The sequence below is a fragment of the Pseudomonas sp. AP42 genome (assembly GCF_001728935.1).
GTDB lineage: Bacteria > Pseudomonadota > Gammaproteobacteria > Pseudomonadales > Pseudomonadaceae > Aquipseudomonas > Aquipseudomonas lactis.
In genome coordinates this window covers 1-24164 of sequence record NZ_LYSO01000094.1, presented here as the reverse complement: position 1 = coordinate 24164, position 24164 = coordinate 1, and the positions used below count along the sequence as shown (strand labels likewise).

The 24164-nt window shown below is 62.1% G+C and carries 19 protein-coding genes and 4 tRNA genes; 21 read left to right on the top strand and 2 right to left on the bottom strand.

Annotated elements, in window-relative coordinates:
* Window positions 1-308: 308 nt before the first annotated feature.
* From gltX to A7K61_RS23890, 9 genes are all read left to right on the top strand, one after another.
* On the top strand, window positions 309-1790 hold the full coding sequence (gltX, locus tag A7K61_RS23930; RefSeq protein WP_032896132.1) for a glutamate--tRNA ligase: 1482 nt from the start codon (window positions 309-311) through the stop codon (window positions 1788-1790).
* A gap of 147 nt (window positions 1791-1937) precedes the next feature.
* A tRNA-Ala gene (locus A7K61_RS23925) sits at window positions 1938-2013 on the top strand.
* Between the two features lie 79 nt (window positions 2014-2092).
* Window positions 2093-2168 (top strand) — tRNA-Glu (locus tag A7K61_RS23920).
* 50 nt (window positions 2169-2218) lie between these two features.
* Window positions 2219-2294: transfer RNA gene (locus A7K61_RS23915), tRNA-Ala, on the top strand.
* A gap of 81 nt (window positions 2295-2375) precedes the next feature.
* Window positions 2376-2451: transfer RNA gene (locus tag A7K61_RS23910), tRNA-Glu, on the top strand.
* Between the two features lie 183 nt (window positions 2452-2634).
* Window positions 2635-3174 (top strand): TetR/AcrR family transcriptional regulator, encoded by a 540-nt coding sequence (locus A7K61_RS23905; RefSeq protein ID WP_069558501.1) that lies wholly within the window; start codon window positions 2635-2637, stop codon window positions 3172-3174.
* Window positions 3175-3189: 15 nt separating this feature from the next.
* The gene (locus tag A7K61_RS23900) at window positions 3190-4023 is read left to right on the top strand and encodes an alpha/beta hydrolase (RefSeq protein ID WP_044274707.1); all 834 of its coding nucleotides are present in this window, start codon (window positions 3190-3192) and stop codon (window positions 4021-4023) included.
* 38 nt (window positions 4024-4061) lie between these two features.
* Window positions 4062-4496 carry a thioesterase family protein gene (locus A7K61_RS23895; protein WP_003192568.1) on the top strand — a complete coding sequence of 145 codons (435 nt, stop codon included), beginning with the start codon at window positions 4062-4064 and terminating at the stop codon, window positions 4494-4496.
* Window positions 4497-4551: 55 nt separating this feature from the next.
* Complete coding sequence (locus A7K61_RS23890) at window positions 4552-5511, top strand: tRNA-dihydrouridine synthase (protein ID WP_069558500.1); 960 nt, start codon at window positions 4552-4554, stop codon at window positions 5509-5511.
* Here A7K61_RS23890 and A7K61_RS23885 read toward each other — a convergent pair.
* The gene (locus A7K61_RS23885) at window positions 5471-8770 is read right to left on the bottom strand and encodes an EAL domain-containing protein (protein WP_069558499.1); all 3300 of its coding nucleotides are present in this window, start codon (window positions 8768-8770) and stop codon (window positions 5471-5473) included. The genes A7K61_RS23890 and A7K61_RS23885 overlap by 41 nt on opposite strands.
* Window positions 8771-8836: 66 nt before the next feature.
* Window positions 8837-9727, bottom strand: coding sequence for a LysR family transcriptional regulator (locus tag A7K61_RS23880; protein ID WP_003192564.1), 891 nt, complete (start codon window positions 9725-9727; stop codon window positions 8837-8839).
* A gap of 140 nt (window positions 9728-9867) precedes the next feature.
* Here A7K61_RS23880 and leuC point away from each other — a divergent pair, with 140 nt between their 5' ends.
* From leuC to A7K61_RS23820, 12 genes are all read left to right on the top strand, one after another.
* Entirely contained in the window at window positions 9868-11286 is a 1419-nt protein-coding gene (leuC, locus tag A7K61_RS23875; RefSeq protein ID WP_003192562.1) for a 3-isopropylmalate dehydratase large subunit, read from the top strand.
* A 10-nt stretch (window positions 11287-11296) separates the two neighbouring features.
* Window positions 11297-11941 carry a 3-isopropylmalate dehydratase small subunit gene (gene leuD / locus A7K61_RS23870; protein ID WP_003192559.1) on the top strand — a complete coding sequence of 215 codons (645 nt, stop codon included), beginning with the start codon at window positions 11297-11299 and terminating at the stop codon, window positions 11939-11941.
* A gap of 143 nt (window positions 11942-12084) precedes the next feature.
* Window positions 12085-12849 carry a class I SAM-dependent methyltransferase gene (locus tag A7K61_RS23865; RefSeq protein ID WP_069558498.1) on the top strand — a complete coding sequence of 255 codons (765 nt, stop codon included), beginning with the start codon at window positions 12085-12087 and terminating at the stop codon, window positions 12847-12849.
* 53 nt (window positions 12850-12902) lie between these two features.
* A complete protein-coding gene (gene leuB, locus A7K61_RS23860; RefSeq protein WP_017530190.1) occupies window positions 12903-13985 on the top strand; it encodes a 3-isopropylmalate dehydrogenase in 1083 nt (360 codons plus the stop codon).
* 64 nt (window positions 13986-14049) lie between these two features.
* Entirely contained in the window at window positions 14050-15162 is a 1113-nt protein-coding gene (asd, locus tag A7K61_RS23855) for an aspartate-semialdehyde dehydrogenase (protein WP_003192554.1), read from the top strand.
* Window positions 15163-15410: 248 nt separating this feature from the next.
* The gene (locus A7K61_RS23850) at window positions 15411-16421 is read left to right on the top strand and encodes an aspartate-semialdehyde dehydrogenase (protein WP_069558497.1); all 1011 of its coding nucleotides are present in this window, start codon (window positions 15411-15413) and stop codon (window positions 16419-16421) included.
* A gap of 161 nt (window positions 16422-16582) precedes the next feature.
* Window positions 16583-19111 (top strand): FimV/HubP family polar landmark protein, encoded by a 2529-nt coding sequence (locus tag A7K61_RS23845; protein WP_069558496.1) that lies wholly within the window; start codon window positions 16583-16585, stop codon window positions 19109-19111.
* Window positions 19112-19318: 207 nt separating this feature from the next.
* Window positions 19319-20143, top strand: a complete 825-nt coding sequence (gene truA, locus A7K61_RS23840; protein ID WP_044274701.1) for a tRNA pseudouridine(38-40) synthase TruA — start codon at window positions 19319-19321, stop codon at window positions 20141-20143.
* 63 nt (window positions 20144-20206) lie between these two features.
* The gene (locus A7K61_RS23835; RefSeq protein ID WP_069558495.1) at window positions 20207-20839 is read left to right on the top strand and encodes a phosphoribosylanthranilate isomerase; all 633 of its coding nucleotides are present in this window, start codon (window positions 20207-20209) and stop codon (window positions 20837-20839) included.
* A gap of 245 nt (window positions 20840-21084) precedes the next feature.
* Window positions 21085-22005, top strand: coding sequence for an acetyl-CoA carboxylase, carboxyltransferase subunit beta (gene accD / locus A7K61_RS23830; RefSeq protein ID WP_003192545.1), 921 nt, complete (start codon window positions 21085-21087; stop codon window positions 22003-22005).
* On the top strand, window positions 22002-23309 hold the full coding sequence (gene folC, locus A7K61_RS23825; RefSeq protein ID WP_069558494.1) for a bifunctional tetrahydrofolate synthase/dihydrofolate synthase: 1308 nt from the start codon (window positions 22002-22004) through the stop codon (window positions 23307-23309). The genes accD and folC overlap by 4 nt, the downstream gene beginning before the upstream one ends.
* The gene (locus A7K61_RS23820) at window positions 23293-23949 is read left to right on the top strand and encodes an SPOR domain-containing protein (protein WP_032896150.1); all 657 of its coding nucleotides are present in this window, start codon (window positions 23293-23295) and stop codon (window positions 23947-23949) included. Before folC ends, A7K61_RS23820 begins: the two co-directional genes overlap by 17 nt.
* The last annotated feature ends 215 nt before the right edge of the window (window positions 23950-24164 follow it).

The window sequence follows — 24164 nt, the reverse complement described above, 5'->3', positions numbered from 1 at the left end:
TCAGGCCGTCTTCGCAGGCAAGCCAGCTCCCACATTCGGACTGCGGCGTGTCAGGTAGATAAGCGTCGGCTGTCAGGCCGCCACGGGAGCAAGCTCCCTCGCCACAGGTTCGGCGTCATCCCCAAAGTTGTGTAGATACCTATGCTCATCGCGGGCAACCGGCTCCCACATTGATCTGTGAATGCGTTCAAAATGTGGGAGCTGGCTTACCTGCGATGGCCGCGCCTCGGTTTTCCAGAAATCACCCAGGCTGTTACCATTCGCCCCTTGTTTCAATTTTCAGTTATATCGCCCATTCGAGACCTGCCATGACCACCGTCCGCACGCGCATTGCGCCATCGCCCACTGGGGATCCCCACGTCGGTACTGCTTACATCGCCCTGTTCAACTACTGCTTTGCCAAGCAGCATGGCGGTGAGTTCATCCTGCGGATCGAAGACACCGATCAACTGCGCTCCACCCGTGAGTCCGAACAGCAGATTTTCGATGCCCTGCGCTGGTTGGGCATTACCTGGGCTGAAGGCCCGGACGTGGGCGGCCCTCACGGCCCGTATCGCCAGAGCGAGCGCAGCGACATCTACAAGCAGTACACCCAGCAACTGGTCGATATGGGCCATGCCTTCCCGTGCTTCTGCACCGCCGAAGAGCTGGACCAGATGCGCGCCGAGCAACAGGCCCGTGGCGAGACCCCGCGCTACGATGGCCGTGCGTTGCTGTTGTCCAAGGAAGAAGTGGCTGCGCGCCTGGCGGCTGGTGAGCCCCACGTCATCCGTATGAAGGTGCCAAGCGAAGGCGTGTGCGTGGTGCCGGACATGCTGCGCGGTGACGTCGAGATCCCGTGGGACCGCATGGACATGCAGGTGCTGATGAAGACCGACGGCTTGCCGACGTACTTCCTGGCCAACGTGGTCGATGACCACCTGATGGGCATCACCCATGTGCTGCGTGGCGAAGAGTGGCTGCCATCGGCACCGAAACTCATTCTGCTGTACGAATACTTCGGCTGGGAGCAACCGCAACTGTGCTACATGCCGCTGCTGCGTAACCCGGACAAGAGCAAGCTGTCCAAGCGCAAGAACCCTACGTCGGTGACGTTCTACGAGCGCATGGGCTTCATGCCCGAGGCGATGCTCAACTACCTGGGCCGCATGGGCTGGTCGATGCCGGATGAGCGCGAGAAGTTCTCGCTGCAGGAAATGGTCGACAACTTCGACCTGTCCCGCGTCTCCCTCGGCGGGCCGATCTTCGATATCGAGAAACTCTCGTGGCTCAACGGCCAGTGGCTGCGTGACCTGCCGGTGCAAGAGTTCGCCAGCCGTGTGCAGCAGTGGGCGTTGAACCCCGAGTACATGATGAAGATCGCGCCGCTGGTGCAGGGCAGGGTAGAGACCTTCAGCCAGGTCGCACCCTTGGCCAGTTTCTTCTTTGCCGGTGGCGTGAATCCCGATCCCAAGCTGTTCGAGTCCAAAAAGCTTTCCGGTGACCAGGTTCGCCAACTGATGCAGTTGATCCTGTGGAAGCTTGAAAGCCTGCGTCAGTGGGAGAAGGATGCGATCACCGCGACCATCCAGGCGGTGGTCGAATCCCTGGAGCTCAAGCTGCGTGACGCCATGCCGCTGATGTTTGCCGCAATCACTGGGCAGGCCAGTTCGGTGTCGGTGCTTGATGCGATGGAAATCCTCGGCCCGGACCTGACCCGTTTCCGCCTGCGCCAAGCCCTTGATTTGCTTGGTGGTGTATCGAAGAAAGAAAACAAGGAATGGGAAAAGCTGCTGGGCGCTATCGCTTAAGCAGGCCGCTTGCGGCACGAAACCCCGGTTTTCCGGGGTTTCGTCGGTAAGTGATTGTTATCCCGGCAAAAAATTTTGGAAATTGTTGAAAATAAATTTGACACGTTTCCAAACCGCCATTAAGATTCGCCCCGTCCTCACCGATGAGGGGCTATAGCTCAGCTGGGAGAGCGCTTGCATGGCATGCAAGAGGTCAACGGTTCGATCCCGTTTAGCTCCACCAATTTACAGGTTCAAGGTTCCGGCCACACCGTCCTTGAATTGATCAGGTCTCAGCTCTGATCAGATGTACAGAAGGTTTTGTCCCCTTCGTCTAGTGGCCTAGGACACCGCCCTTTCACGGCGGTAACAGGGGTTCGAGTCCCCTAGGGGACGCCAGTTTCAACAAGCAGCTCGAAAGGTCTGCTGCGTCGCGAGACGAAAAATCCGGGGCTATAGCTCAGCTGGGAGAGCGCTTGCATGGCATGCAAGAGGTCAACGGTTCGATCCCGTTTAGCTCCACCAATTTTACAGGTTCAAGGTTCCGGCCACACCGTCCTTGAATCGATCAGTTCTCAGCGCTGATCAGTTGTATAGAAGGTTTGTGTCCCCTTCGTCTAGTGGCCTAGGACACCGCCCTTTCACGGCGGTAACAGGGGTTCGAGTCCCCTAGGGGACGCCACGATTACCCGCTCTGCGGGATTTTTAAGGGTCATTCAATTATTGAATGGCCCTTTTGTTTGTCTGGCGTTTGGCCAATTCCCTCCTTTATTCCCATTTTTCTGTACTGACCGGCGGTCGTGCTTGTCGCTTGCCAAATATTATTATGGTAATAATATTCAACCCATGAAAGACGGAGGCTTCGATGAGCGATAAAAAAGCGCAAACCCGCGAACGTATTTTGCAGGCTGCCAGCGTGGCATTGATCCAGCGTGGCCCGGCTGAGCCCAGTGTGGGCGAAGTGATGGGGGCGGCGGGGCTGACGGTCGGCGGCTTCTATGCGCACTTTGAAAGCAAGGACGCGCTGATGCTGGAAGCGTTCAACCAGTTGTTGGCGCAGCGTCGCGCCTCCATCGACGACTTGGACGAACAGCTGACCGGCGAAGAGCGCCGCACGCTGGTCGCCGCATTTTATCTGTCACGCAAGCACCGCGACTCCACGACCCAGGCCTGCCCGTTGCCCGCGACAGTGGGGGAGATGGGGCGCTTGCCGGACGCTTTTCGCGAGGTCTTGAACGAACACGTCGAGTTGATGGCCGCGCAACTGGCCGGCAGCCCCGAAGAGATCGACAAGGCCCTGGCGGACATGGCCTTGATGGTCGGGGGGCTGACCCTGGCGCGGGCGCTGGGGCCGGGCGAGTTATCGGATCGGGTGATACGTGCGGCCAAGTCGGCGGTACGCTGAAAGAGGGAAAGCACGATGGGCGCATTGACCTGGGTTCGTGGTTTCAATGGCACGGTGGGGCGCCTTGCGCCGCATGCGGTCGCCAGCAAGATGCGTCGCACCTTCATGACCCCGCGCGATCTGCCGCCGCGTGACTGGGAGCTGCCGTTGTTGGCGCAATCGGAGCGCATCACGCTGCGTTTCGGCCTGTCGGCGTTGCGATGGGGGCATGGCCCGGCGGTGCTGCTGATGCATGGCTGGGAAGGCCGGCCCACTCAGTTCGCCAGTTTGATCACAGCGTTGGTCGACAACGGCTATTCGGTAATTGCCCTGGACGGTCCCGCCCACGGCCGTTCGCCAGGGCGGGAGGCCCATGTGCTGCTGTTTGCCCGCGCCATGCTTGAGGCGGCGGCCGAGCTGCCGCCGCTGTACGCGGTGGTCGGCCACTCCATGGGCGGCGCCAGTGCGATGCTGGCGGTGCAGTTGGGGTTGCGTACACAGGCATTGGTCAGCATTGCCGCGCCGTCGCGCTTTCTGGATGTGTTGCGCGGGTTCACCCACATGGTCGGCTTGCCGCCACGGGCGCGCTCAGCCTTTATCCAAGAAGTGGAGTTGAGCATGGGTATGCCGCTCAAACATCTGGACGTGGCCCACTACCAAATGAACATTCCCGGCCTGATCGTCCACGCCGAAGACGACACCTTCGTTCCGGTCAGGGCGGCTCAAGCCATTCACGAAGCCTGGTTCGACAGCCGCCTGCTGCGCCTGGAGCAGGGCGGCCACCAGAAAGTGCTCGCCGACCCGCAGGTGATCGACGCTGTGCTCGCCCTATTGGCCGGCTGCCGTCTACAGGAGCGCCAGAGCGCCTGATACACTGCCCCGCCGACATCAATCGACTGGAGCAAGGCATGGGCTGGGATTTGGCAACGCCGTTCATCATCGATCTGCAGGTTGCGGCTGAAGACATCGACGGCCTGGGACACGCCAATAATGCGGTGTATGTCTCGTGGCTGGAGCGTTGCGCCTGGCGCCACTCCCAACGCCTGGGGCTGGACCTCACCGAATACCGCCGCCTGGACCGCGCCATGGCCGTGGTGCGCCATGAAATCGACTACTTGGCGGCAGGCTATGAGGGCGATGAGTTACAACTGGCCACCTGGATCGTCGATTGGGACCAGCGGTTGAAAATGACCCGTCGTTTCCAGCTGGTACGCCCCCGTGATGGTGCGACCCTGCTGCGTGCGCAAACAACCTTCGTGTGCATTGAGTTGTCCAGCGGTAAGCCCAAGCGCATGCCCGCCGAGTTTATTGACGGTTACGGCCCCGCCCTGACAGGGGGTTAACGGTTGCCGCTGGAAACCCAGTAAACTGCGCCACGATTTTTGTTGAGTGTTTTCCATGCAAATTGCTTTGGCGCCCATGGAGGGGTTGGTCGACAACATCCTGCGGGACGTGTTGACCCACGTGGGCGGTATCGACTGGTGCGTGACCGAATTTATCCGGGTCAACGACCGCCTGCTCACGCCTGCCTATTTCCACAAGCTCGCGCCTGAACTGCTGCACGGTGCCCACACGGCGGCCGGTGTGCCGTTGCGGGTGCAGTTGCTCGGCTCCGATCCGGTGTGCCTGGCGGAAAATGCCGCCCTGGCCTGTGAGCTGGGCTCTGAGGTCATCGACCTGAACTTCGGTTGCCCGGCCAAGACCGTGAATAAATCCCGAGGTGGCGCGGTGCTGCTCAAGGAGCCGGAGCTGCTCAACCAGATCGTCGAGCATGTGCGCCGCGCCGTACCCGCCCATATTCCCGTGACCGCCAAGATGCGCCTGGGCTTCGACAGCCCGGATGGTGCGCTGGTGTGCGCCACGGCCCTGGCCGAGGGCGGCGCGGCGCATATCGTGGTGCATGCGCGCACCAAGGCCGATGGCTACAAGCCGCCGGCCCATTGGGAGTGGATCCCGCGGGTGCAGGACGTGGTCAAGGTGCCGGTGTTTGCCAATGGCGATATCTGGAGCGTCGAAGACTGGAAGCGCTGCCGCGAAATCAGCGGTGCCGAAGACATCATGCTGGGCCGTGGCCTGGTAGCGCGGCCCGATCTGGCACGGCAGATTGTTGCCGCCAAAGCCGGCGAAGAGGTGGTCGAGATGACTTGGGCGCAGATGCAGCCCATGCTTCAGGAGTTCTGGCGCCAGTCGGTGGCGCAACTGACCGAAAAGCAGGCGCCCGGCCGCTTGAAGCAGTGGCTGGCGATGCTCACGCGTAACTACCCGGAGGCAGTAGAGTTGTTCACGGCCCTGCGCCGCGAGACGGACTTGGGCCAAGTCAGCCACCTGCTGGGCATGCCTCATCCAGCAGCCGCCTGAACCCCTCGATCGGCAACGGTCGGCTGTGCAAATACCCCTGGAATAAATGGCAGCCCAGCTTTTGCAGGAACGCCAACTGCTCCAGGGTTTCCACCCCCTCGGCGATGACTTCCAGGTTCAAGCTGCGGGCCATGGCCACAATGGCGCGGATGATTTCCGCATCATTGGGGTCGTGGGTCGCATCGCGCACGAACGACTGATCAATCTTCAGCGCGTCCACCGGCAGGCGCTTGAGGTAGGTCAGGGATGAATAGCCGGTACCGAAATCATCCATCGCAAAGCTCACGCCGAGTTTTTTCAGGCGGCGCATCTTCACCACCGTGTCGTCCAGGTTCTGGATCACGATGCCTTCGGTAATTTCCAGTTTCAGCAGGCTGAACGGCAAACCGTGTTGCTTGAGGCTGTGCTCCACCCGTTCCACAAAGTCGTTCTGGCGAAACTGCCGGGGACTGATGTTCACGCACAGGCTGAAATTGAGCGGGTCCACCAAGCCGTCGGTAATCAACTGGGCAAAGGCGCCGCAGGCTTCATCGAGAATCCAGGTGCCGACCTCCAGGATCAGGCCGCTGTCTTCCAATACCTTGATAAATTCCGTCGGTGACTGCGCGCCCAATTGTGGATGCTGCCAGCGCACCAGGGCCTCGGCGCCGATTATCCTGTTGCCGCGCGCATCCACCTGGGGCTGGTAGTGCACGCTGAATTCGCCGCGGGACAAGGCCAGGCGCAAGTCGGTCTCCATGCGCAGGCGTTCGCTGGCGGTTTTTTGCATGCTGTTGTGGAACATCTGCGTGGTGTTGCGTCCGGAGTCCTTGGCGCGGTACAGGGCGATGTCGGCGCGCTTGAGCAGATCGGCAGGGGTGGTGCCGTGGTCGGGGATCAACGCCACGCCGATGCTTGGCGTGACCTGCAGCCGATGGCCGTCGAGAAACATCGGTTCCGAAAGCAATTCGCGCAGGGTATCGGCCAGCGCTTGCACCTGGCTGCTGACCGTCTGGCGGGTGCCCTCCAGGCCGCTGAGCAATACCACAAACTCATCGCCGCCCAGGCGCGCCACGGTGTCCTCCATGCGCACGCTGGCTTCCAGGCGGGCGGTGACGATTTTCAGCACGGTGTCGCCAACGGGGTGGCCGAGGGAGTCGTTGATGTGCTTGAAGTGATCCAGGTCCAGAAACAGCAGGGCGCCGCGCAAGTTGTGGCGCTTGAGCAGGGCGATCTGCTGGCTCAGACGGTCCATCAGCAGTGCGCGGTTCGGCAGGTTGGTCAGCGGGTCGTGATAGGCCAGGTGACGGATCTGCGCCTGGGCGTTCTTCAATAGGCTCACATCCCGCGCGGTCAGCAGCAGGCAGGGGGTTTCATTCAGGGTGATCGGCTCTACCGAGACCTCCACCGCCAGCACCTCGCCACGCTTGTTGCGCCAGAGCATTTCCAGGTAGTGAATGCGCCCCTTGATCTGTAACTCGGCCAACAGTGCGGCGCGCTGGTTCTCGTCGGCCCAGATGCCGATCTGGTACAGGGTCAGGCCGATGGTCTCTTCGGTGCGGTAACCGGTCAGGCGGCAAAAGCCGTCGTTGACCTCTACATAACGGCCGGTGTCGCGCTCGGTGATGGAGATCGCATCGGGGCTGGAGTGGAACGCCTTGGCGAACTTCTCTTCGCTGGCCTTGAGTGCGGCTTCCGAGCGCTGCTGTTGGGTGATATCGCGCAGCGTGGTGACGATGCATGGCTGGTCGCTGACCTTGATCAAGCGGCTGGAAATCATGCAGGTCAGGCTCTGGCCGTTCTTGTGATGCACCACGATCGCCACATTGCTCAGGGCCTGTTCGCGTATCACTTGCTCGATGCGCTGCAGGCGCTTGCTGGAGTCGTCCCACAAGCCGATTTGCTCGGCGCTTTTGTCGAGCACTTCGGCGGCTGTAAAGCCAAACGTCTGGGTAAACGCCGGGTTGATCTCGATAAAGGCGCCGCTCTCCAGGCAGGTGACGCAAATCGGGTCGGGGCTGGCCTGGAACAGGCTGGCGAACTTCTCTTCCGAGGCGGTCAGCCGTTGCTCGCGCTCGACCTGGTCGGTGATGTCCAGCAAGGTGCCGGCCATGCGCAGGGGCTTGCCTGATTCATCGCGATACAGGCGTGCGCGGCTCTCCAGGTAGCGCGGGCTGCCGTCTTCCATTTGCACGCGGTAGGTCAACTGATAGTTGCCGTCCGGGCCTTCGCGCAAGCTGCGGTACGCATGGCGCATGCCCTCGCGGTCCTCATCGGACATGCCTTCAAAAAATGCCTCGAAAGACTCATGGAACGGCGCGGGCTCCAGCCCATGCAGCTGGGCGGCACGCGCTGAGCCGTAAAGCATGCCGCTGGGGATGTGCCAATCCCAGGTGCCCAGTTGCGCGGAGTCCAGGGCCAGGTCCAGGCGCTCCTGGCTGTCCTTGAGTGCTTGCTCGGCGTTTTTACGTTCGGTGGTGTCCAGGAACGTGCTGATCAGGTACGCCTCGCCGTCCAGTTCGACCTTTTGCGCGCTGAGGGTGCCGTCATGGATCTGGCCGTTGCTGGCGCAGAACTGCACTTCCATGGTGATGGGTTCCCCCTTGCGCTGCGTGGCTTTGACCAGCAGCGCACGCTGTTCCGGGTGGCGCCACAAGCCCAGTTCCAGGGTGGTGCGGCCGATGGCATCGGCCACTGGCCAACCGAACAGCATCTCGAAATACTGGTTGGCTTCGCTGATCAAGCCGTCAGCCTGGCGCGTCAGCAGTACCATGTTCGGGCACAGGTGGAACAGGGTGGCAAAGCGCTTTTCCGAATGGCTGAGGGCGTGTTCACGGTCGCGTTGGTGGGTGATCTCGCGGATCACCCCGATCATGCGCCGCCGTCCGGCTTTGTCGGGAACCAGGCTGCCGCTGATTTCCAGCCAGTGCTGGCTGCCATCGGGCCATTGGATGCGGTGGTGCATGGCGCGGTCGAGCGGCTCTCCGGCGAGCACCGCATGAAAGCCGCGCACCACCCGCGCACTGTCTTGCGGGGCCAGCAGGTCGAGGTAGTCGAGGTCCTTGGGCAGAGGCTGGCGCGGGTCAAAGCCGAATAACGCCTGGGTGCCCCGTGACCAACTGATTCTTCCTGTGTCGATTTCCCAGGACCAGGCACCCAGCCGCGCGGCATTGAGGGCCGTCAGCAGTTGCGGGGCGCTGTCCCAGCTTTGTTCCGCCGCTTGAGGGTCCAGGGCGTAGATGCGGGGCAGGGGTGGAACCGGGTCAACGGGGTTGCGCATTATCAAAGGGCCTTGGCTCATTGAGAAAACCGCGCGGTTTGACCTAAACCCCTGGCCCACACAGTGTCATGCCGGTAACCCTGGCAGATCGACCTGTGCATCCAACAGGCTCATGAAAGCCCGCGCAGCGTTCGACAGCGTCCTTTCGGTGTGCACGATATAGCCTAGCTGGCGACTGAGCTGTATGCCCGGCAAAGCGATACTTGCCACCTGATCATCGAGCATGGTGCGCGGCAACACGCTCCAGGCCAGGCCGATGGAGACCATCATCTTGATGGTTTCCAGGTAGTTAGTGCTCATCGCAATATTAGGTGTGAGGCCCTGGGCCTCGAACAGGCGGCTGACAATATGGTGGGTAAAGGTGTTGCCGCCGGGAAATACCGCCGGATGCCCGGCGATATCGGCCAGGCTGACGGAGCCGTTGCTGATCAGGCTGTGTTCGGGCGCCACCACAAAATCCAGCGGGTCGTCCCACACACGGGTAGCTTGCACCAGGTTGTGGGGCTCTGGCGCCAGGGTGATCACCGCGACTTCCGCACGGCCGTGGAGGATTTCTTCGTAGGCCACTTCTGAATCCAGAAACTGAATATCCAGCGCCACATTCGGGTATTGCCGCGTGAAAGTGCGCAGGACCGGTGGCAGGCGGTGCAGGCCGATATGGTGGCTGGTGGCCAGGGTCAGGCGCCCGCTGACTTCGCCGGTGAGGTTGGTGAGGGCGCGGCGGGTGTCGTCCAGCACGTTGAGGATTTGATAAGCGCGGGGCAGCAAAGCCCGCCCGGCCTCGGTCAAACCGACTTCGCGGCCCAGGCGGTCGAACAGCCGTACCTTCAATTGTTGTTCCAGGCCGGCGATGCGCTTGCTGATGGCCGGCTGGGTCAGGTGCAGGCGTTCACCGGCACCGGAGAAACTGCCGGTTTCGGCGATGGCGATAAAGGCGTTGAGGTTGGCCAGGTCCATGGTGCTATTCCAGTTGGTAATCCAAAGCATAAAAAATATGAATTTGAGTTATTTAATGTAGCGCCATACCATCAGCCTCACAAGCCAAAGGGTTATTGAAAAGCCCGGCGTATAGAAGCACCGCTGATGAGGACCGACTGATGGCCGGCAAAACGCTTTACGACAAGCTTTGGGATTCCCATGAAGTGAAACGTCGCGATGATGGATCGTCGCTGATCTATATCGACCGTCACATCATCCATGAAGTGACCTCGCCCCAAGCGTTCGAAGGCCTGCGACTGGCCGGGCGCAAGCCTTGGCGCGTCGACTCCATCATCGCCACGCCGGACCACAACGTGCCCACCACGCCTGAGCGCAAGGGCGGCATCGAAGCCATTGCCGACCAGGTCTCGCGGTTGCAGGTGCAGACCCTCGACGACTATTGCGACGAGTACGGCATCACCGAATTCAAGATGAACGACGTGCGCCAAGGCATCGTCCATGTCATCGGCCCGGAGCAGGGTGCAACCTTGCCGGGCATGACCGTGGTCTGCGGTGACTCCCATACCTCCACCCATGGTGCGTTCGGCGCCCTGGCCCATGGCATCGGCACTTCCGAGGTGGAACATGTGTTCGCCACCCAGTGCCTGGTGGCCAAGAAAATGAAGAACATGCTGGTGCGTGTCGAAGGCCAATTGCCGTTTGGCGTGACCGCCAAAGACATCGTGCTCGCCGTGATCGGCAAGATCGGCACCGCCGGTGGTAACGGCCATGCCATCGAGTTCGCCGGCAGTGCAATCCGCGACCTGTCCATCGAAGGCCGCATGACCATCTGCAACATGTCCATCGAAGCCGGTGCCCGCGTGGGCATGGTGGCGGCGGACGAAAAGACCGTCGAATACGTCAAGGGTCGCCCGTTCGCGCCGCAAGGCGCCGATTGGGACGCCGCCGTCGAAGCCTGGAAAGACCTGGTCTCCGACGCCGATGCGGTGTTCGACACCGTGGTCGAACTCGACGCTGCGCAGATCAAGCCGCAAGTCAGCTGGGGCACTTCGCCGGAAATGGTCTTGGCCGTTGATCAGAACGTGCCGGACCCGGCCAAAGAGGCCGACCTGGTCAAGCGCGGCTCCATCGAGCGCGCCTTGAAATACATGGGGTTGACCGCCAACCAGGCGATCACCGACATCCAGTTGGACCGCGTATTTATCGGCTCCTGCACCAACTCGCGGATCGAAGACCTGCGCGCCGCGGCGGTGATCGCCAAGGGCCGCAAGGTAGCCTCGACCATCAAGCAAGCCATTGTGGTACCAGGTTCCGGGCTGGTTAAAGCCCAGGCGGAAGCCGAAGGCCTGGACAAGATCTTCCTCGAAGCCGGTTTTGAATGGCGTGAGCCGGGCTGCTCGATGTGCCTGGCGATGAACCCGGACCGCCTGGAGTCAGGCGAGCATTGCGCGTCGACCTCCAACCGTAACTTCGAAGGGCGCCAAGGCGCGGGTGGGCGTACCCACCTGGTGAGCCCGGCCATGGCCGCCGCCGCTGCCGTCAACGGTCGTTTCATCGACGTTCGCGAATTGATCTGAGGAAAACCCGATGAGAGCTTTTACCCAACACACAGGCCTTGTAGCGCCGTTGGACCGTGCCAATGTGGACACCGACCAGATCATCCCCAAGCAATTCTTGAAGTCGATCAAGCGCACCGGTTTCGGCCCTAACCTGTTCGACGAGTGGCGCTACCTGGACGTGGGCTACGCCTACCAGGACAACTCCAAGCGCCCGCTGAACAAGGACTTCGTGCTCAACGCCGAGCGCTACCAGGGCGCCAGCGTGTTGCTGGCCCGGGAAAACTTCGGCTGCGGTTCCAGCCGCGAGCACGCGCCTTGGGCCCTGGAAGAGTACGGCTTTCGCAGCATCATCGCGCCGAGCTACGCCGATATCTTCTTCAACAACAGCTTCAAGAACGGCTTATTGCCGATCATCTTGAGCGACGCTGAAGTAGACGAGTTGTTCCAGCAAGTGGAAGCCAATGTCGGCTACCAGTTGACGGTCGACCTGGCCGCGCAAACCGTGACCCGCCCGGATGGCAAGGTGTACCACTTTGAGGTGGATGCCTTCCGCAAGCACTGCCTGATCAACGGCCTGGACGACATCGGCCTGACCTTGCAGGACGGCGATGCGATTGCTGCGTTTGAAGCCAAGCACCGGGCGAGCCAGCCCTGGTTGTTTCGCGATGCCTGATTTGCGGTAACCGTGCGGGCCCATCGCGGGCAAGCCCGCTCCCACAGGGATCGAGGTTCGCCTGAGCACCTCGGTCAACGGTGGGAGCTGGCTTGCCTGCGATAGCGCCAGTGCAACCACCACAAACCCCAAGGAAAGCCACCATGACCACCACCGCCCACACCCAAGTCGTGCAAAAACAATTCGGCGAGCAAGCCTCGGCCTACCTGAGCAGCGCCGTACACGCCCAGGGCACCGAATTCGCCGTGCTGCAAGCCGAACTGGCCGGGCAGGGCGCTGCACGCCTGCTGGACCTGGGCTGCGGTGCCGGTCATGTCAGCTTCCACGTGGCGCCTTTGGTCAAAGAGGTGGTGGCCTACGACCTGTCCCAGCCTATGCTCGACGTGGTGGCCGCCGCCGCCAAAGACCGCAACCTGGCCAACATCCGCACCGTGCACGGCGCCGCTGAGCGCCTGCCCTTCGCCGATGGCGAATTCGACTTCGTGTTCAGCCGTTACTCGGCCCATCACTGGAGCGACCTCGGCCTGGCCCTGCGTGAAGTGCGCCGGGTGCTCAAGCCGGGCGGCGTGGCGGCATTTGTGGATGTCTTGTCACCGGGCAGCCCACTGTTGGACACTTACCTGCAAACCGTCGAAGTGCTGCGCGACACCAGCCACGTGCGTGATTACTCGGGCGCCGAGTGGATGCGCCAGTTGAGCGAGGCCGGCCTGCACGTACGCAACAGCAGCCGCCAGCGTTTGCGCCTGGAATACACCTCGTGGGTTGAGCGCATGCGCACGCCAGAGGTACTGCGTGCAGCAATCCTTGAGCTGCAAAAGGCGATGGGTCAGGAAGTGCGCGATTATTACGAAATTCAAGCCGACGGCACCTTCAGCACCGATGTGCTGGTGGTCTTCGCCGAACGCTGATTGATTTTTCCCGACCTGCCCACGGGCGGGTCGCTTGATGAAATGAGGAACGCATGAGCAAGCAGATTCTGATTCTCCCTGGCGACGGTATTGGTCCGGAAATCATGGCCGAAGCGGTCAAGGTCCTTGAGCTTGCCAACAGCAAGTACAGCCTGGGCTTCGAACTGAGCCACGACGTGATCGGCGGCGCGGCCATCGACAAGCACGGCGTGCCCCTGGCTGACGAGACCCTGGACCGCGCCCGCGCTGCCGATGCCGTGCTGCTCGGCGCCGTGGGTGGGCCGAAATGGGACAAGATCGAGCGTGATATCCGCCCCGAGCGCGGCCTGCTGAAAATTCGTGCGCAACTGGGCCTGTTCGGCAACCTGCGCCCGGCCATCCTCTACCCGCAACTGGCCGACGCGTCGAGCCTCAAGCCGGAAGTGGTGGCGGGCCTGGATATCCTCATCGTGCGTGAGCTGACCGGCGGTATCTACTTCGGCTCGCCACGGGGCGTGCGCGAGTTGGAAAATGGCGAACGCCAGGCCTACGACACGCTGCCGTACAGCGAGAGCGAAATCCGCCGTATCGCCCGTGTCGGTTTCGACATGGCGCGCGTGCGCGGCAAAAAAGTCTGCTCGGTGGATAAAGCCAACGTACTGGCTTCCAGCCAACTGTGGCGTGAAATCGTCGAAGAAGTCGCCAAGGACTACCCGGACGTCGAACTGAGCCACATGTACGTCGACAACGCCGCCATGCAACTGGTGCGCGCACCCAAGCAGTTCGACGTGATCGTCACCGACAACCTGTTCGGCGACATCCTGTCCGACCAGGCGTCGATGCTCACTGGTTCCATCGGCATGCTGCCGTCGGCATCCCTGGATACCAACAACAAAGGCATGTACGAGCCGTGCCACGGTTCGGCGCCAGACATCGCGGGGCAGGGCATTGCCAACCCGTTGGCGACCATTTTGTCGGTGTCGATGATGCTGCGTTACAGCTTCAACCTGAGCGATGCCGCGGACGCCATCGAGAAGGCCGTCAGCCTGGTGCTGGATCAGGGCTTGCGCACCGGCGACATCTGGTCCCAGGGTTGCACCAAGGTCGGGACGCAAGAAATGGGCGACGCAGTAGTCGCCGCGCTGCGGAATCTGTAATCTCTCGGGCCCGCTTGCAGTTGTTGCTGCAAGGCGGCCCACTTTTTAACAAGGTGTAGTTGCGATGAAACGTGTAGGTCTGATCGGTTGGCGCGGTATGGTCGGTTCCGTGCTCATGCAGCGGATGCTGGAAGAGCAGGATTTCGATCTTATTGAGCCGGTGTTTTTCACCACTTCGAACGTAGGTGGCCAAGGGCCGTCCGTGGGCAAGGATATTGCCCCGCTCAAGGATGCCTACAGCATTGAAGAGTTGAAGAGCCTCGACGTGATCCTGACCTGCCAGGGTGGCGACTACACCAGCGAAGTCTTCCCCAAGCTGCGCGAAGCCGGCTGGCAGGGTTACTGGATCGACGCCGCCTCGAGCCTGCGCATGCAGGACGACGCAGTGATCATCCTCGACCCGGTCAACCGCAAGGTCATCGACCAGCAATTGGACGCCGGCACCAAGAACTACGTGGGCGGCAACTGCACCGTCAGCCTGATGCTGATGGGCCTGGGCGGCCTGTTCGAAGCCGGCCTGGTGGAGTGGATGAGCGCCATGACTTATCAGGCGGCCTCCGGCGCCGGCGCGCAGAACATGCGTGAACTGATCAAGCAGATGGGCGCGACCCACGCCGCTGTCGCCGATCAACTGGCTGACCCGGCCAGCGCGATCCTCGACATCGACCGTCGTGTGGCCGAGGCCATGCGCAGCGACGCTTACCCGACCGAGAACTTTGGCGTGCCATTGGCCGGTAGCTTGATCCCGTGGATCGACAAGGAACTGCCTAACGGCCAGAGCCGCGAGGAGTGGAAGGCCCAGGCCGAAACCAACAAGATCCTGGGTCGCTTCAAGAACCCGATCCCGGTGGATGGCATCTGCGTGCGCATTGGCGCCATGCGTTGCCACAGCCAGGCGCTGACCATCAAGCTGAACAAAGACGTGCCGATCGCCGATATCGAAGGGCTGATCAGCCAGCACAATCCTTGGGTCAAGCTGGTGCCGAACAACCGCGATATCAGCATGCAGGAGCTGAGCCCGACCAAGGTCACCGGCACCCTGAATGTACCGGTGGGCCGTCTGCGCAAGCTGAACATGGGCAGCCAGTTCCTCGGCGCGTTCACCGTCGGCGACCAACTGCTGTGGGGCGCGGCTGAGCCGTTGCGTCGCATGTTGCGGATTTTGCTGGAGCGTTGATCGCTTGAAGCAATAACAGAAACCCGCGTTCTGGTGACAGGCGCGGGTTTTTTGTTGCCTTTCAGGGCCTCTTCGCGAGCAAGCCCGCTCCCACATTTGAGTGCATTTCAACTGAGGAGACTCGGTTAAATGTGGGAGCGGGCTTGCTCGCGAAGGGGCCATCAGCCACACCAGCAGCCCCAGGCTAATTGCCTCACCCCCAGCCACCCGGTAAAGTGCCGCTCCCCCGTAATGCCCGAGGCAATCCCATGACCCAGACCTTTGAAATCGCCGTGATCGGCGCCACCGGTACCGTTGGCGAAACCCTGGTGCAGATTCTCGAAGAACTGGAGTTCCCGGTGGGCACCTTGTACCTGCTGGCGGGCAGCAACTCGGCGGGGGCTTCGGTGCCGTTTCGGGGCAAGAACGTGCGGGTCAAAGAAGTCGACACGTTTGACTTCAGCAAGGTGCAGTTGGCGTTCTTCGCCGCAGGCCCAGCGGTGACCCTGAGTTTCGCCCCGCGTGCCACCGCCGCTGGCTGCGCGGTGATCGACTTGTCTGGCGCATTGCCCGCCGAGCAGGCGCCGCAAGTGGTGCCGCAGGCCAACGCCCATGTGCTGAAAGCGTTGAAGAAACCTTTTCAGCTCGGCAGCCCGAGCCCTTGTGCCACTTATCTTGCGGTGGTGCTGGCGCCCTTGCGTGGTGTGGTAGACGTCCAGCGCGTCAGCGTCACCGCCAACCTGGCAATCTCTGCCCAGGGCCGCGAGGCCGTCAGCGAGTTGGCGCGCCAGACCGCCGAACTGTTGAACGTGCGCCCGTTGGAGCCGGCGTTCTTCGATCGGCAAGTGGCGTTCAACCTGCTGGCGCAAGTCGGCACGCCAGACGTCCAAGGTCATACCGCCCTGGAGAAGCGCCTCGTACACGAACTGCGCGCCGTGCTGGAAACACCTTTACTAAAGATTTCCGCCACCTGCGTTCAAGCCCCGGTGTTTTTCGGCGATAGCTTGACTGTGTCGCTGCAACTGGCCGCGCCGGTCGACCTGGCCGCGGTGAACCGCGCCCTCGAGGCTGCGCCGGGTATCGAGCTGGTCGAGGAGGGCGATTACCCCACGGCCGTAGGTGATGCCGTTGGCCAGGACGTGGTGTACGTAGGGCGAGTTCGCGCCGGTATCGACGACCCGGCGGAACTAAATCTTTGGCTGACGTCAGATAACGTACGCAAAGGCTCGGCCTTGAACGCCGTGGAGCTGGCGCAGTTGTTGATAAAAGGCCTTGTGTAAAAGATACTTGGCGGCAATTTGTAGATTGATTCTAACCAGGCGCTATGCTTGGTCCCAAGTGAAACACAAGCGCGTCGGTGACCTATCGGCTCGCCATGCCTAATGGCAGCGGTTACCAACCTTCTCGCAGGGCGGGAAGCGTTCAAACAAAGGATGAGGCTATGGTTCAAGTTCGCAAACTGGTGTTAGCAATAGCGGCCGCCTCGGCGCTGTCCTCCGGTATGGCGCAGGCGCTGCAACTTGGGGAGATGACCCTCAAGTCGAAGTTGAACCAGCCGCTGTCCTTGGAAATCGAATTGCGCGATGTGGTCGGCCTCACGGCGTCCGAGATCACCCCCAGCCTGGCGTCTGCCCAGGCCTTCGTGGACGCGGGTGTCGATCGCCAGGCGTTCCTCGATGACCTGACGTTCACCCCGGTGATCAACCCCGAAGGTCGCAGCGTGGTACGCGTGACCTCCAGCAAGCCGCTGCCCGATTCCTACGTGCGCTTCCTCATGCAGGTGCAATGGCCCAATGGCCGTTTGATGCGTGACTACAGCGTGCTGCTCGACCCGGCCAAGTTCGACCAGCCGGCCCCGACGGCGAGCGCGCCGGCCAGCACCGCGCCAGCCAGTACCGCACCTGCCGCCAGCGCGCCTGCCCAGCACACCACCACGTCCCGCGACACCTTGTGGGAAATTGCCGCAAAGAACCGCAATGGCGCCTCGGTCCAGCAAACGATGCTGGCCATTCAGGCGCTTAACCCGGATGCCTTTGTCGACGGCAACATCAACCGCCTGAAAACCGGCCAGGTCCTGCGCCTGCCGGACGCTACGCAAAGCACCGCCCTGGCGCAGCCGCAAGCGATTGCCGAAGTGAGCGCGCAGAACGCCGCCTGGCGCCAGGGCCGCCGTGGCCCTCAGAGCCAAGTGGCCGGCAAGCCGCAGTTGGATGCGACCAAACGCACCCAGGCCGGCAATGCGCCGTCGAGCACCCAGGCCAAGGACAACTTGAGCCTGGTGTCGGCACAGGTCGCCAAAAAAGGCGCGAAGGGCACCGTCGGTGACAGCCGCGCCCTGAGCGACAAGCTGGCGATGACCCAGGAAGAGCTCGACACCACGCGGCGCGACAACGAAGAACTGAAAAGCCGTGCCGCCGACTTGCAAAGCCAGTTGGACAAGCTGCAAAAGCTGATCCAACTGAAGAATGACCAGTTGGCTCGTTTGCAGGCGCAAACGGGTGAACCACAGACCGCCACGATGCCCGCGCAGTTGCCGGGTGAACCTGCAGCCGAGCCTGCGGCTCCCGCTGCAACACCCGCGCCAGCGCCTGAGCCGGTTAAGCCAGCTGCCGCGCCGGCCAGCACTGAAGGCAAGTTCAACGACCTGCTGACCAACCCGATTGTGCTCGGCATTCTTGGCGGTGCGGCCCTGTTGGTGGTGTTGCTGCTTCTGCTGCTGTGGGCCCGCCATCGCAATGCTCGTCGCGAAGAAGAAAAACACCTGCGCATGGCGCGGGCGTTGGCCGAAGAGCCTGGGTTCGTTTCCAATATCGATCAAGACCTGCCGCCTGACAGCTTCGAGGGCCTTGAAGTGCCGCCGCCGAGCGTCAAGCTCGACACCGCAACGCCGCCAGCACCTGCGCCGGTGGCTGAGCCGGCTGTAGTGCCGACGGTCGCTTCCGTGCTGGCGCCGTTGGCGGTTGCCGTGGCTCAGGAAAATTCCAGCGACGCCCTGGCCCAGGCCCAGTCCCATATCGACCGTGGCCACCTGAACCAGGCGGCGGATGTGCTTGAACAAGCCATCAAGCGCGAGCCCAAGCGCAGCGACCTGCGTTTGAAGCTGATGGAAGTCTATGGCCTGCAGAACAACAAGGACGGGTTCGTCACCCAGGAGCGCCAGTTGGTGGCCAACGGTGAGAACCATGCCCAGGTCGAGCAGCTCAAGGCGCGCTTCCCGGCCATGGCCGTGTTGGCGGCGGGTGTCAGTGCCGCAGTGGCTGCTGCGGCCTTGGATGCGCAATACGTCAAGGACCTGCTCGACGACAAGCCGGCCCCGGCCCCGCAGGCAGATACCTTCGACACCGATTTCGACCTGAGCCTGGATGACCTGGAAGCCGCCTCACCTGCCGAGATCGCGCAAGACCAGCAAACCTTTGAATCGCTGCTCAAACAACAGACCGAGCCCAAGGCCGATGCGCCGGACCTGTCGGACTTTGACCTGGACCTGCAGTTGGACCCGCCCGCGTCGCAATCTGATGACGACTTCCTGTCAGGCCTTGAAGGGCAGATCAAGGATGCACCGCCGGTAGAGCCGCCGACCCTGACGCCGGCCGCGCTGGACGAATTCGACCTGCCGGAAGATTTTGACCTGTCGCTGGCGGACGAGCCGAGCGCGCCTGCGGCCAAGCCCGATGCCTTCGCTTCGGAGCTGGACGACGTCAATGCTGAGCTGGATCGCTTGTCCCAGAGCCTGGAACATCCGCCGATCGGGCCTTCCTTCACGGCTGAAGATGCCGCGCTGGGCGCTGAGGATGAGCCAGAGTTCGATTTCCTCTCCGGCACCAATGAAGTGGCCACCAAGCTTGACCTGGCCCAGGCGTACATCGACATGGGCGATCCTGACGGCGCGCGCGACATCCTGTCCGAAGTGCTGACCGAAGGCGACGAAGGCCAGCGTGGCGAAGCCAAGGAAATGCTCGGCCGAATCTAACGGCCGACGCAGAAAAATGTGGGAGCCGGCGTGCTCGCGAATGCGGTGGTTCAGCTGCTGATGTGCTGGATGATACGGCGCATTCGCGAGCAAGCCCACTCCCACATTTAAAGTCCACTCATGCACCCTGACGCCCTATAATGCCCGCCTTTGCGCAACTCATCAGGCTCACAGTTCTTGGCAAATATAGATAACGCGGCTGCCGAAATGGCGGCCGCAGGCTTTTACCGCATCGCCCTGGGCGTGGAATACAAAGGTTCGCGCTATCGCGGCTGGCAGCGTCAGGCCTCCGGGGTGCTGACGGTGCAGGAAACCCTGGAAAACGCCCTGTCCAAAGTCGCCGACTCGCCGGTGTCGCTGATGTGTGCCGGGCGTACCGACGCAGGCGTGCACGCGTGTGGTCAAGTGGTGCACTTCGACACCCAGGCCGAGCGTTCGATGAAGGCGTGGGTGATGGGGGCTAATATCAATTTGCCCCATGACGTCAGTGTCAGCTGGGCCAAGGTCATGCCGGCGCATTTCCACGCACGTTTCAAGGCCATCGCCCGGCGTTACCGCTACGTGATCTACAACGATCAGATCCGCCCGGCGCACCTCAATGAAGAGATTACCTGGAACCACCGCCCGCTGGATGCCGAGCGCATGGCTGAAGCCGCGCAGCATCTGGTGGGGGTGCATGACTTCAGCGCCTTCCGTGCCGGGCAGTGCCAGGCCAAGTCGCCGATCAAGGAAGTCCACCACCTGCGGGTGACGCGGCACGGCAAGATGATCGTGCTGGATATCCGTGCCGGGGCCTTCCTGCATCATATGGTGCGCAATATCGCTGGGGTGCTGATGACCATCGGCACCGGTGAGCGCCCGGTGGAGTGGGCCAAGGAAGTGCTGGAAAGCCGCATCCGCCGCACTGGCGGGGTCACGGCGCATCCGTTCGGCCTGTATCTGGTGGATGTGGAGTACCGCGACGAGTTCGAACTGCCGGAACGCTATATCGGGCCGCACTTCCTCACCGGTTTCAGCGAACTTGGCGGCTGACGCCCGGAAAAGCTTTTGTTACCATCCGGGACTTTCTCGGTCCAACCCTGAGGTTCCTACGACATGTCAGCCGTTCGCAGCAAGATTTGCGGGATTACCCGCATAGAAGACGCGCTGGCGGCAGTCGAAGCGGGGGCGGATGCCATTGGCCTGGTGTTTTATGCCAAGAGCCCACGGGCGGTGAATGTGCTGCAGGCGCGGGCGATCATCGCTGCGTTGCCGCCCTTCGTGACCACCGTGGGGTTGTTCGTCAACGCCAGCCGCTGCGAGCTCAACGAAACCCTGGATGCGGTGGCGCTGGATATGTTGCAGTTTCACGGCGACGAATCGCCAGAGGAATGCGAAAGCTATCAGCGCCCGTACATCAAGGCATTGCGGGTCAAGGGCGGGGACGATATCGCCGCAGCCTGCGCCGCCTATTCCGGTGCTCGCGGGATTCTGCTGGATACTTACGTCGAAGGCGTACCCGGTGGTACGGGCGAGGCGTTCGACTGGTCGCTGATTCCCGAGGGGTTGAGCAAGCCGGTTATTCTCGCGGGTGGGCTCACCCCGGGGAATGTCCAGGCGGCCATCGAACAGGTCCGGCCCTATGCTGTGGACGTCAGCGGTGGGGTGGAGCAGGGCAAGGGGGTCAAGGACCCGAGCAAGATTCGCGCGTTCATGCAGGCCGTGCGCAACAGCAGGGGTGGGATGTGACGGCTGGCAGTCTGCCGCCGTCCATAACTACCACTGTGTAAAACAGCCCGGCGCCGCCTGTGGGTGGCCCGGAAACGAAGTGGCAACCCTGCGCTGGCAGGTTGTCTGGAAGGCTGAGGATACGGGCGGGAAATGGCAGGTCCAACGTCTGACCCCGTCCCGCCTGTGTCATCGCCACATATGAATTTAGCTCAAGGGCATACGCGGGGCTGTGTTCAAGCCACCGGTACTGGAGAAAAGAAAGCATGAGCAACTGGTTAGTAGACAAACTGATCCCTTCGATCATGCGTTCCGAGGTGAAGAAAAGCTCGGTTCCTGAAGGTCTGTGGCACAAATGCCCATCCTGCGACGCGGTGCTGTATCGCCCCGAGCTGGAAAAGACCCTGGACGTTTGCCCCAAGTGCAACCACCACATGCGTATTGGCGCACGCGCCCGTATCGACATCTTCCTGGATGCCGACGGCCGTAATGAGCTGGGCGCCGACCTGGAGCCGGTTGACCGTCTCAAGTTCCGCGACAGCAAGAAGTACAAGGACCGTCTGGTCGGCGCGCAGAAGCAGACCGGCGAGAAAGACGCGCTGATTTCGGTCAGCGGCAAGCTGCTGGGCATGCCAGTGGTGGTCTCGGCCTTCGAATTCTCCTTCATGGGCGGCTCCATGGGCGCCATCGTCGGTGAGCGCTTTGTTCGCGCTGCCAACTATGCCCTGGAAAACCGTTGCCCGATGATCTGCTTCGCCGCCTCCGGTGGTGCGCGTATGCAGGAAGCCCTGATTTCCCTGATGCAAATGGCCAAGACCTCGGCGGTACTGGCGCGTCTGCGTGAAGAAGGCATCCCGTTCATCTCCGTGCTGACCGACCCGGTCTACGGCGGCGTATCCGCCAGCCTGGCAATGTTGGGCGATGTGATCGTTGGCGAGCCTAAAGCGCTGATCGGCTTTGCCGGCCCACGCGTGATCGAGCAGACCGTGCGGGAAAAACTGCCGGAAGGCTTCCAGCGCAGCGAGTTCCTGCTGGAGCACGGTGCGATCGACCTGATCATCCCGCGTGGCGAACTGCGCCCGCGCCTGGGCAGCCTGCTTGCGCAAATGATGGGCCTGCCGACGCCTGTGTACATTGCGCCTAAGGTCGAGCCGATCGTCGTGCCGCCGGTGCCTGCAAACCTATGACCCAACGAACCCTGGGCGAATGGCTCGCCTACCTTGAGCAGTTGCATCCGTCCGCCATCGACATGGGCCTGGAGCGCTCGCAACAGGTAGCGGCCCGCCTCGGGTTGGGCCAGCCAGCACCGCGTGTGATCACGGTCACCGGCACCAACGGCAAAGGCTCCACCTGTGCCTTTGTCGCCGCGCTGTTGCAGGCCCAGGGCCTCAAAGTCGGCGTGTACAGCTCGCCGCACCTGCTGCGCTACAACGAGCGGGTGCAACTCAATGGCGTAGAAGCCACTGATGCCCAGCTGTGCGAAGCCTTTGCTGCGCTGGAGGCCGGGCGTGGCGACACTTCCCTGACCTATTTCGAGATGGGCACCCTGGCGGCGTTCTGGCTGTTCGAGCGTGCGCAACTGGATGTGGTCGTGCTGGAAGTCGGCCTCGGCGGGCGCCTGGATACGGTCAATGTGGTGGATGCCGACCTGGCCCTGGTGACCAGCATTGGTGTCGATCATGCTGACTACCTGGGCGATACCCGCGAATCGGTGTCTTTTGAAAAGGCCGGGATCTTCCGCCAGGGCCGTCCGGCGCTGTGTGGTGACCTGGATCCGCCGCAACCCTTGCTCGACAAGGCGCGTGAGCTCAATTGCCCGTTCTACCTGCGCGGTCGCGAATTCACTCTGGATATCGGCGAGACCCATTGGCAATGGCGTGGGCAGGATGCACGTGGCCAACGGGTAGAGCTGCTTGATTTGCCGCTGCTGAACCTGCCGATGGAAAATGCCGCGCTCGCGCTGCAAGCCTATCTGCTGCTGGACCTGCCGTGGGATGCGGCGCAGATCGCCGCGACCTTGCTGGCAACCAAAGTGGTGGGTCGCCTGGATCGCCGAACCTTCGACTGGCAAGGCAAACGCCTGAGCCTGATGTTGGATGTAGGCCATAACCCCCATGCTGCGCAGTACCTGGCGCAGCGTCTGGCGCGTACCCCACTGGCGGGCAATCGCCTGGCGGTGTTCGGGTTGTTGGTCGACAAGGACCTGGACGGCGTGGTTGCGCCCCTGCTGGGCAGCGTCCAGTCTTGGGCCGTTGCGCCGCTGGATACGCCGCGCAGCCGTCCTGCGGTTGAGTTGGAAACGGCCTTGCAGAACCTTGACGCGCCGGTGACGTCGTATGCAAGCGTCACTGCCGCCCTGGAGGCGCAGTGTGCGGTAGCGACGGCCGAGGACGAAATCCTGTTGTTCGGATCATTTTATTGTGTTGCCGAGGCGCTTGAATGGCTGGCCCGGCGCTCCACGGAGGAAGCTGCACATGGCATTACTGGATAGCGCATACAAGCAGCGAATGGTCGGGGCCCTGGTGCTGGTGGCGTTGGCGGTAATCTTTCTGCCGATGCTGTTTTCCCGTCAAGACGAACAGCGCCAAGTGGTGGTTGAAGCCCCCGCTGCGCCCCAGGCACCGGTGGTGCCGCAGGTTCAGATCGAGCCGGTGGTGGTGCCTGAACCCCAGGCGTTGCCGCAAGAGCCTGTGCCCACCGATGAGGAGGTCGCCGCGCAAGAGGCGCCTTCGATGCCGGTGCAGCCAAGTGTCCCGGTGGTCAAGCCGACCCCGGCACCGGCCGTTGCTGCCAAGCCGGCCGCACCTGCGCCAGCGCCCAAACCGGTAGCGCCGCAGCCTGCGGCACCGGGCAAGCCGGATGTGGGCCAGAGCCGCATCGACCCTAATGGCCTGCCGGTCAGTTGGTCGATCCAACTGGCCAGCCTGGCCAATCGCGAAAGTGCTGACGCCCTGCAGAAAAAGCTGCGTGCCCAGGGGTATAACGCTTATATCCGCAGCGCCGACGGCAAGAACCGTGTGTTTGTCGGGCCGCTGATCGAGCGTGCCGAGGCAGATCGCCTGCGCGATCTGCTGGGTCGCCAGCAGAACCTCAACGGTTTCGTGGTGCGTTTCCAGCCCGAGCGCGGCTGAACAACCGCCGGCTTTGGCTGGCAATACGGTCTGAATGTGGGAGCTGGCTTGCCTGCGATCCAGTCAACTCGGTGATTCAGGTGCACCGAGTCGATACCTTCGCAGGCAAGCCAGCTCCCACAGTCGACCGCGCCCGGCCACACACTCCACGATGCGAAGCGAGCCGCTCTTGATCTTGATCTGCTTTTGATCTGCTTTTGATCTTAGGCGCCCCG

Bases quoted from the DNA above. Each gene is read 5' to 3' on its own strand.
- gltX (WP_032896132.1), top strand. From the start codon at position 309: ATGACCACCGTCCGCACGCGCATTGCGCCATCGCCCACTGGGGATCCC.
- A7K61_RS23905 (WP_069558501.1), top strand. From the start codon at position 2,635: ATGAGCGATAAAAAAGCGCAAACCCGCGAACGTATTTTGCAGGCTGCC.
- A7K61_RS23900 (WP_044274707.1), top strand. From the start codon at position 3,190: ATGGGCGCATTGACCTGGGTTCGTGGTTTCAATGGCACGGTGGGGCGC.
- A7K61_RS23895 (WP_003192568.1), top strand. From the start codon at position 4,062: ATGGGCTGGGATTTGGCAACGCCGTTCATCATCGATCTGCAGGTTGCG.
- A7K61_RS23890 (WP_069558500.1), top strand. From the start codon at position 4,552: ATGCAAATTGCTTTGGCGCCCATGGAGGGGTTGGTCGACAACATCCTG.
- A7K61_RS23885 (WP_069558499.1), bottom strand. From the start codon at position 8,770: ATGCGCAACCCCGTTGACCCGGTTCCACCCCTGCCCCGCATCTACGCC.
- A7K61_RS23880 (WP_003192564.1), bottom strand. From the start codon at position 9,727: ATGGACCTGGCCAACCTCAACGCCTTTATCGCCATCGCCGAAACCGGC.
- leuC (WP_003192562.1), top strand. From the start codon at position 9,868: ATGGCCGGCAAAACGCTTTACGACAAGCTTTGGGATTCCCATGAAGTG.
- leuD (WP_003192559.1), top strand. From the start codon at position 11,297: ATGAGAGCTTTTACCCAACACACAGGCCTTGTAGCGCCGTTGGACCGT.
- A7K61_RS23865 (WP_069558498.1), top strand. From the start codon at position 12,085: ATGACCACCACCGCCCACACCCAAGTCGTGCAAAAACAATTCGGCGAG.
- leuB (WP_017530190.1), top strand. From the start codon at position 12,903: ATGAGCAAGCAGATTCTGATTCTCCCTGGCGACGGTATTGGTCCGGAA.
- asd (WP_003192554.1), top strand. From the start codon at position 14,050: ATGAAACGTGTAGGTCTGATCGGTTGGCGCGGTATGGTCGGTTCCGTG.
- A7K61_RS23850 (WP_069558497.1), top strand. From the start codon at position 15,411: ATGACCCAGACCTTTGAAATCGCCGTGATCGGCGCCACCGGTACCGTT.
- A7K61_RS23845 (WP_069558496.1), top strand. From the start codon at position 16,583: ATGGTTCAAGTTCGCAAACTGGTGTTAGCAATAGCGGCCGCCTCGGCG.
- truA (WP_044274701.1), top strand. From the start codon at position 19,319: ATGGCGGCCGCAGGCTTTTACCGCATCGCCCTGGGCGTGGAATACAAA.
- A7K61_RS23835 (WP_069558495.1), top strand. From the start codon at position 20,207: ATGTCAGCCGTTCGCAGCAAGATTTGCGGGATTACCCGCATAGAAGAC.
- accD (WP_003192545.1), top strand. From the start codon at position 21,085: ATGAGCAACTGGTTAGTAGACAAACTGATCCCTTCGATCATGCGTTCC.
- folC (WP_069558494.1), top strand. From the start codon at position 22,002: ATGACCCAACGAACCCTGGGCGAATGGCTCGCCTACCTTGAGCAGTTG.
- A7K61_RS23820 (WP_032896150.1), top strand. From the start codon at position 23,293: ATGGCATTACTGGATAGCGCATACAAGCAGCGAATGGTCGGGGCCCTG.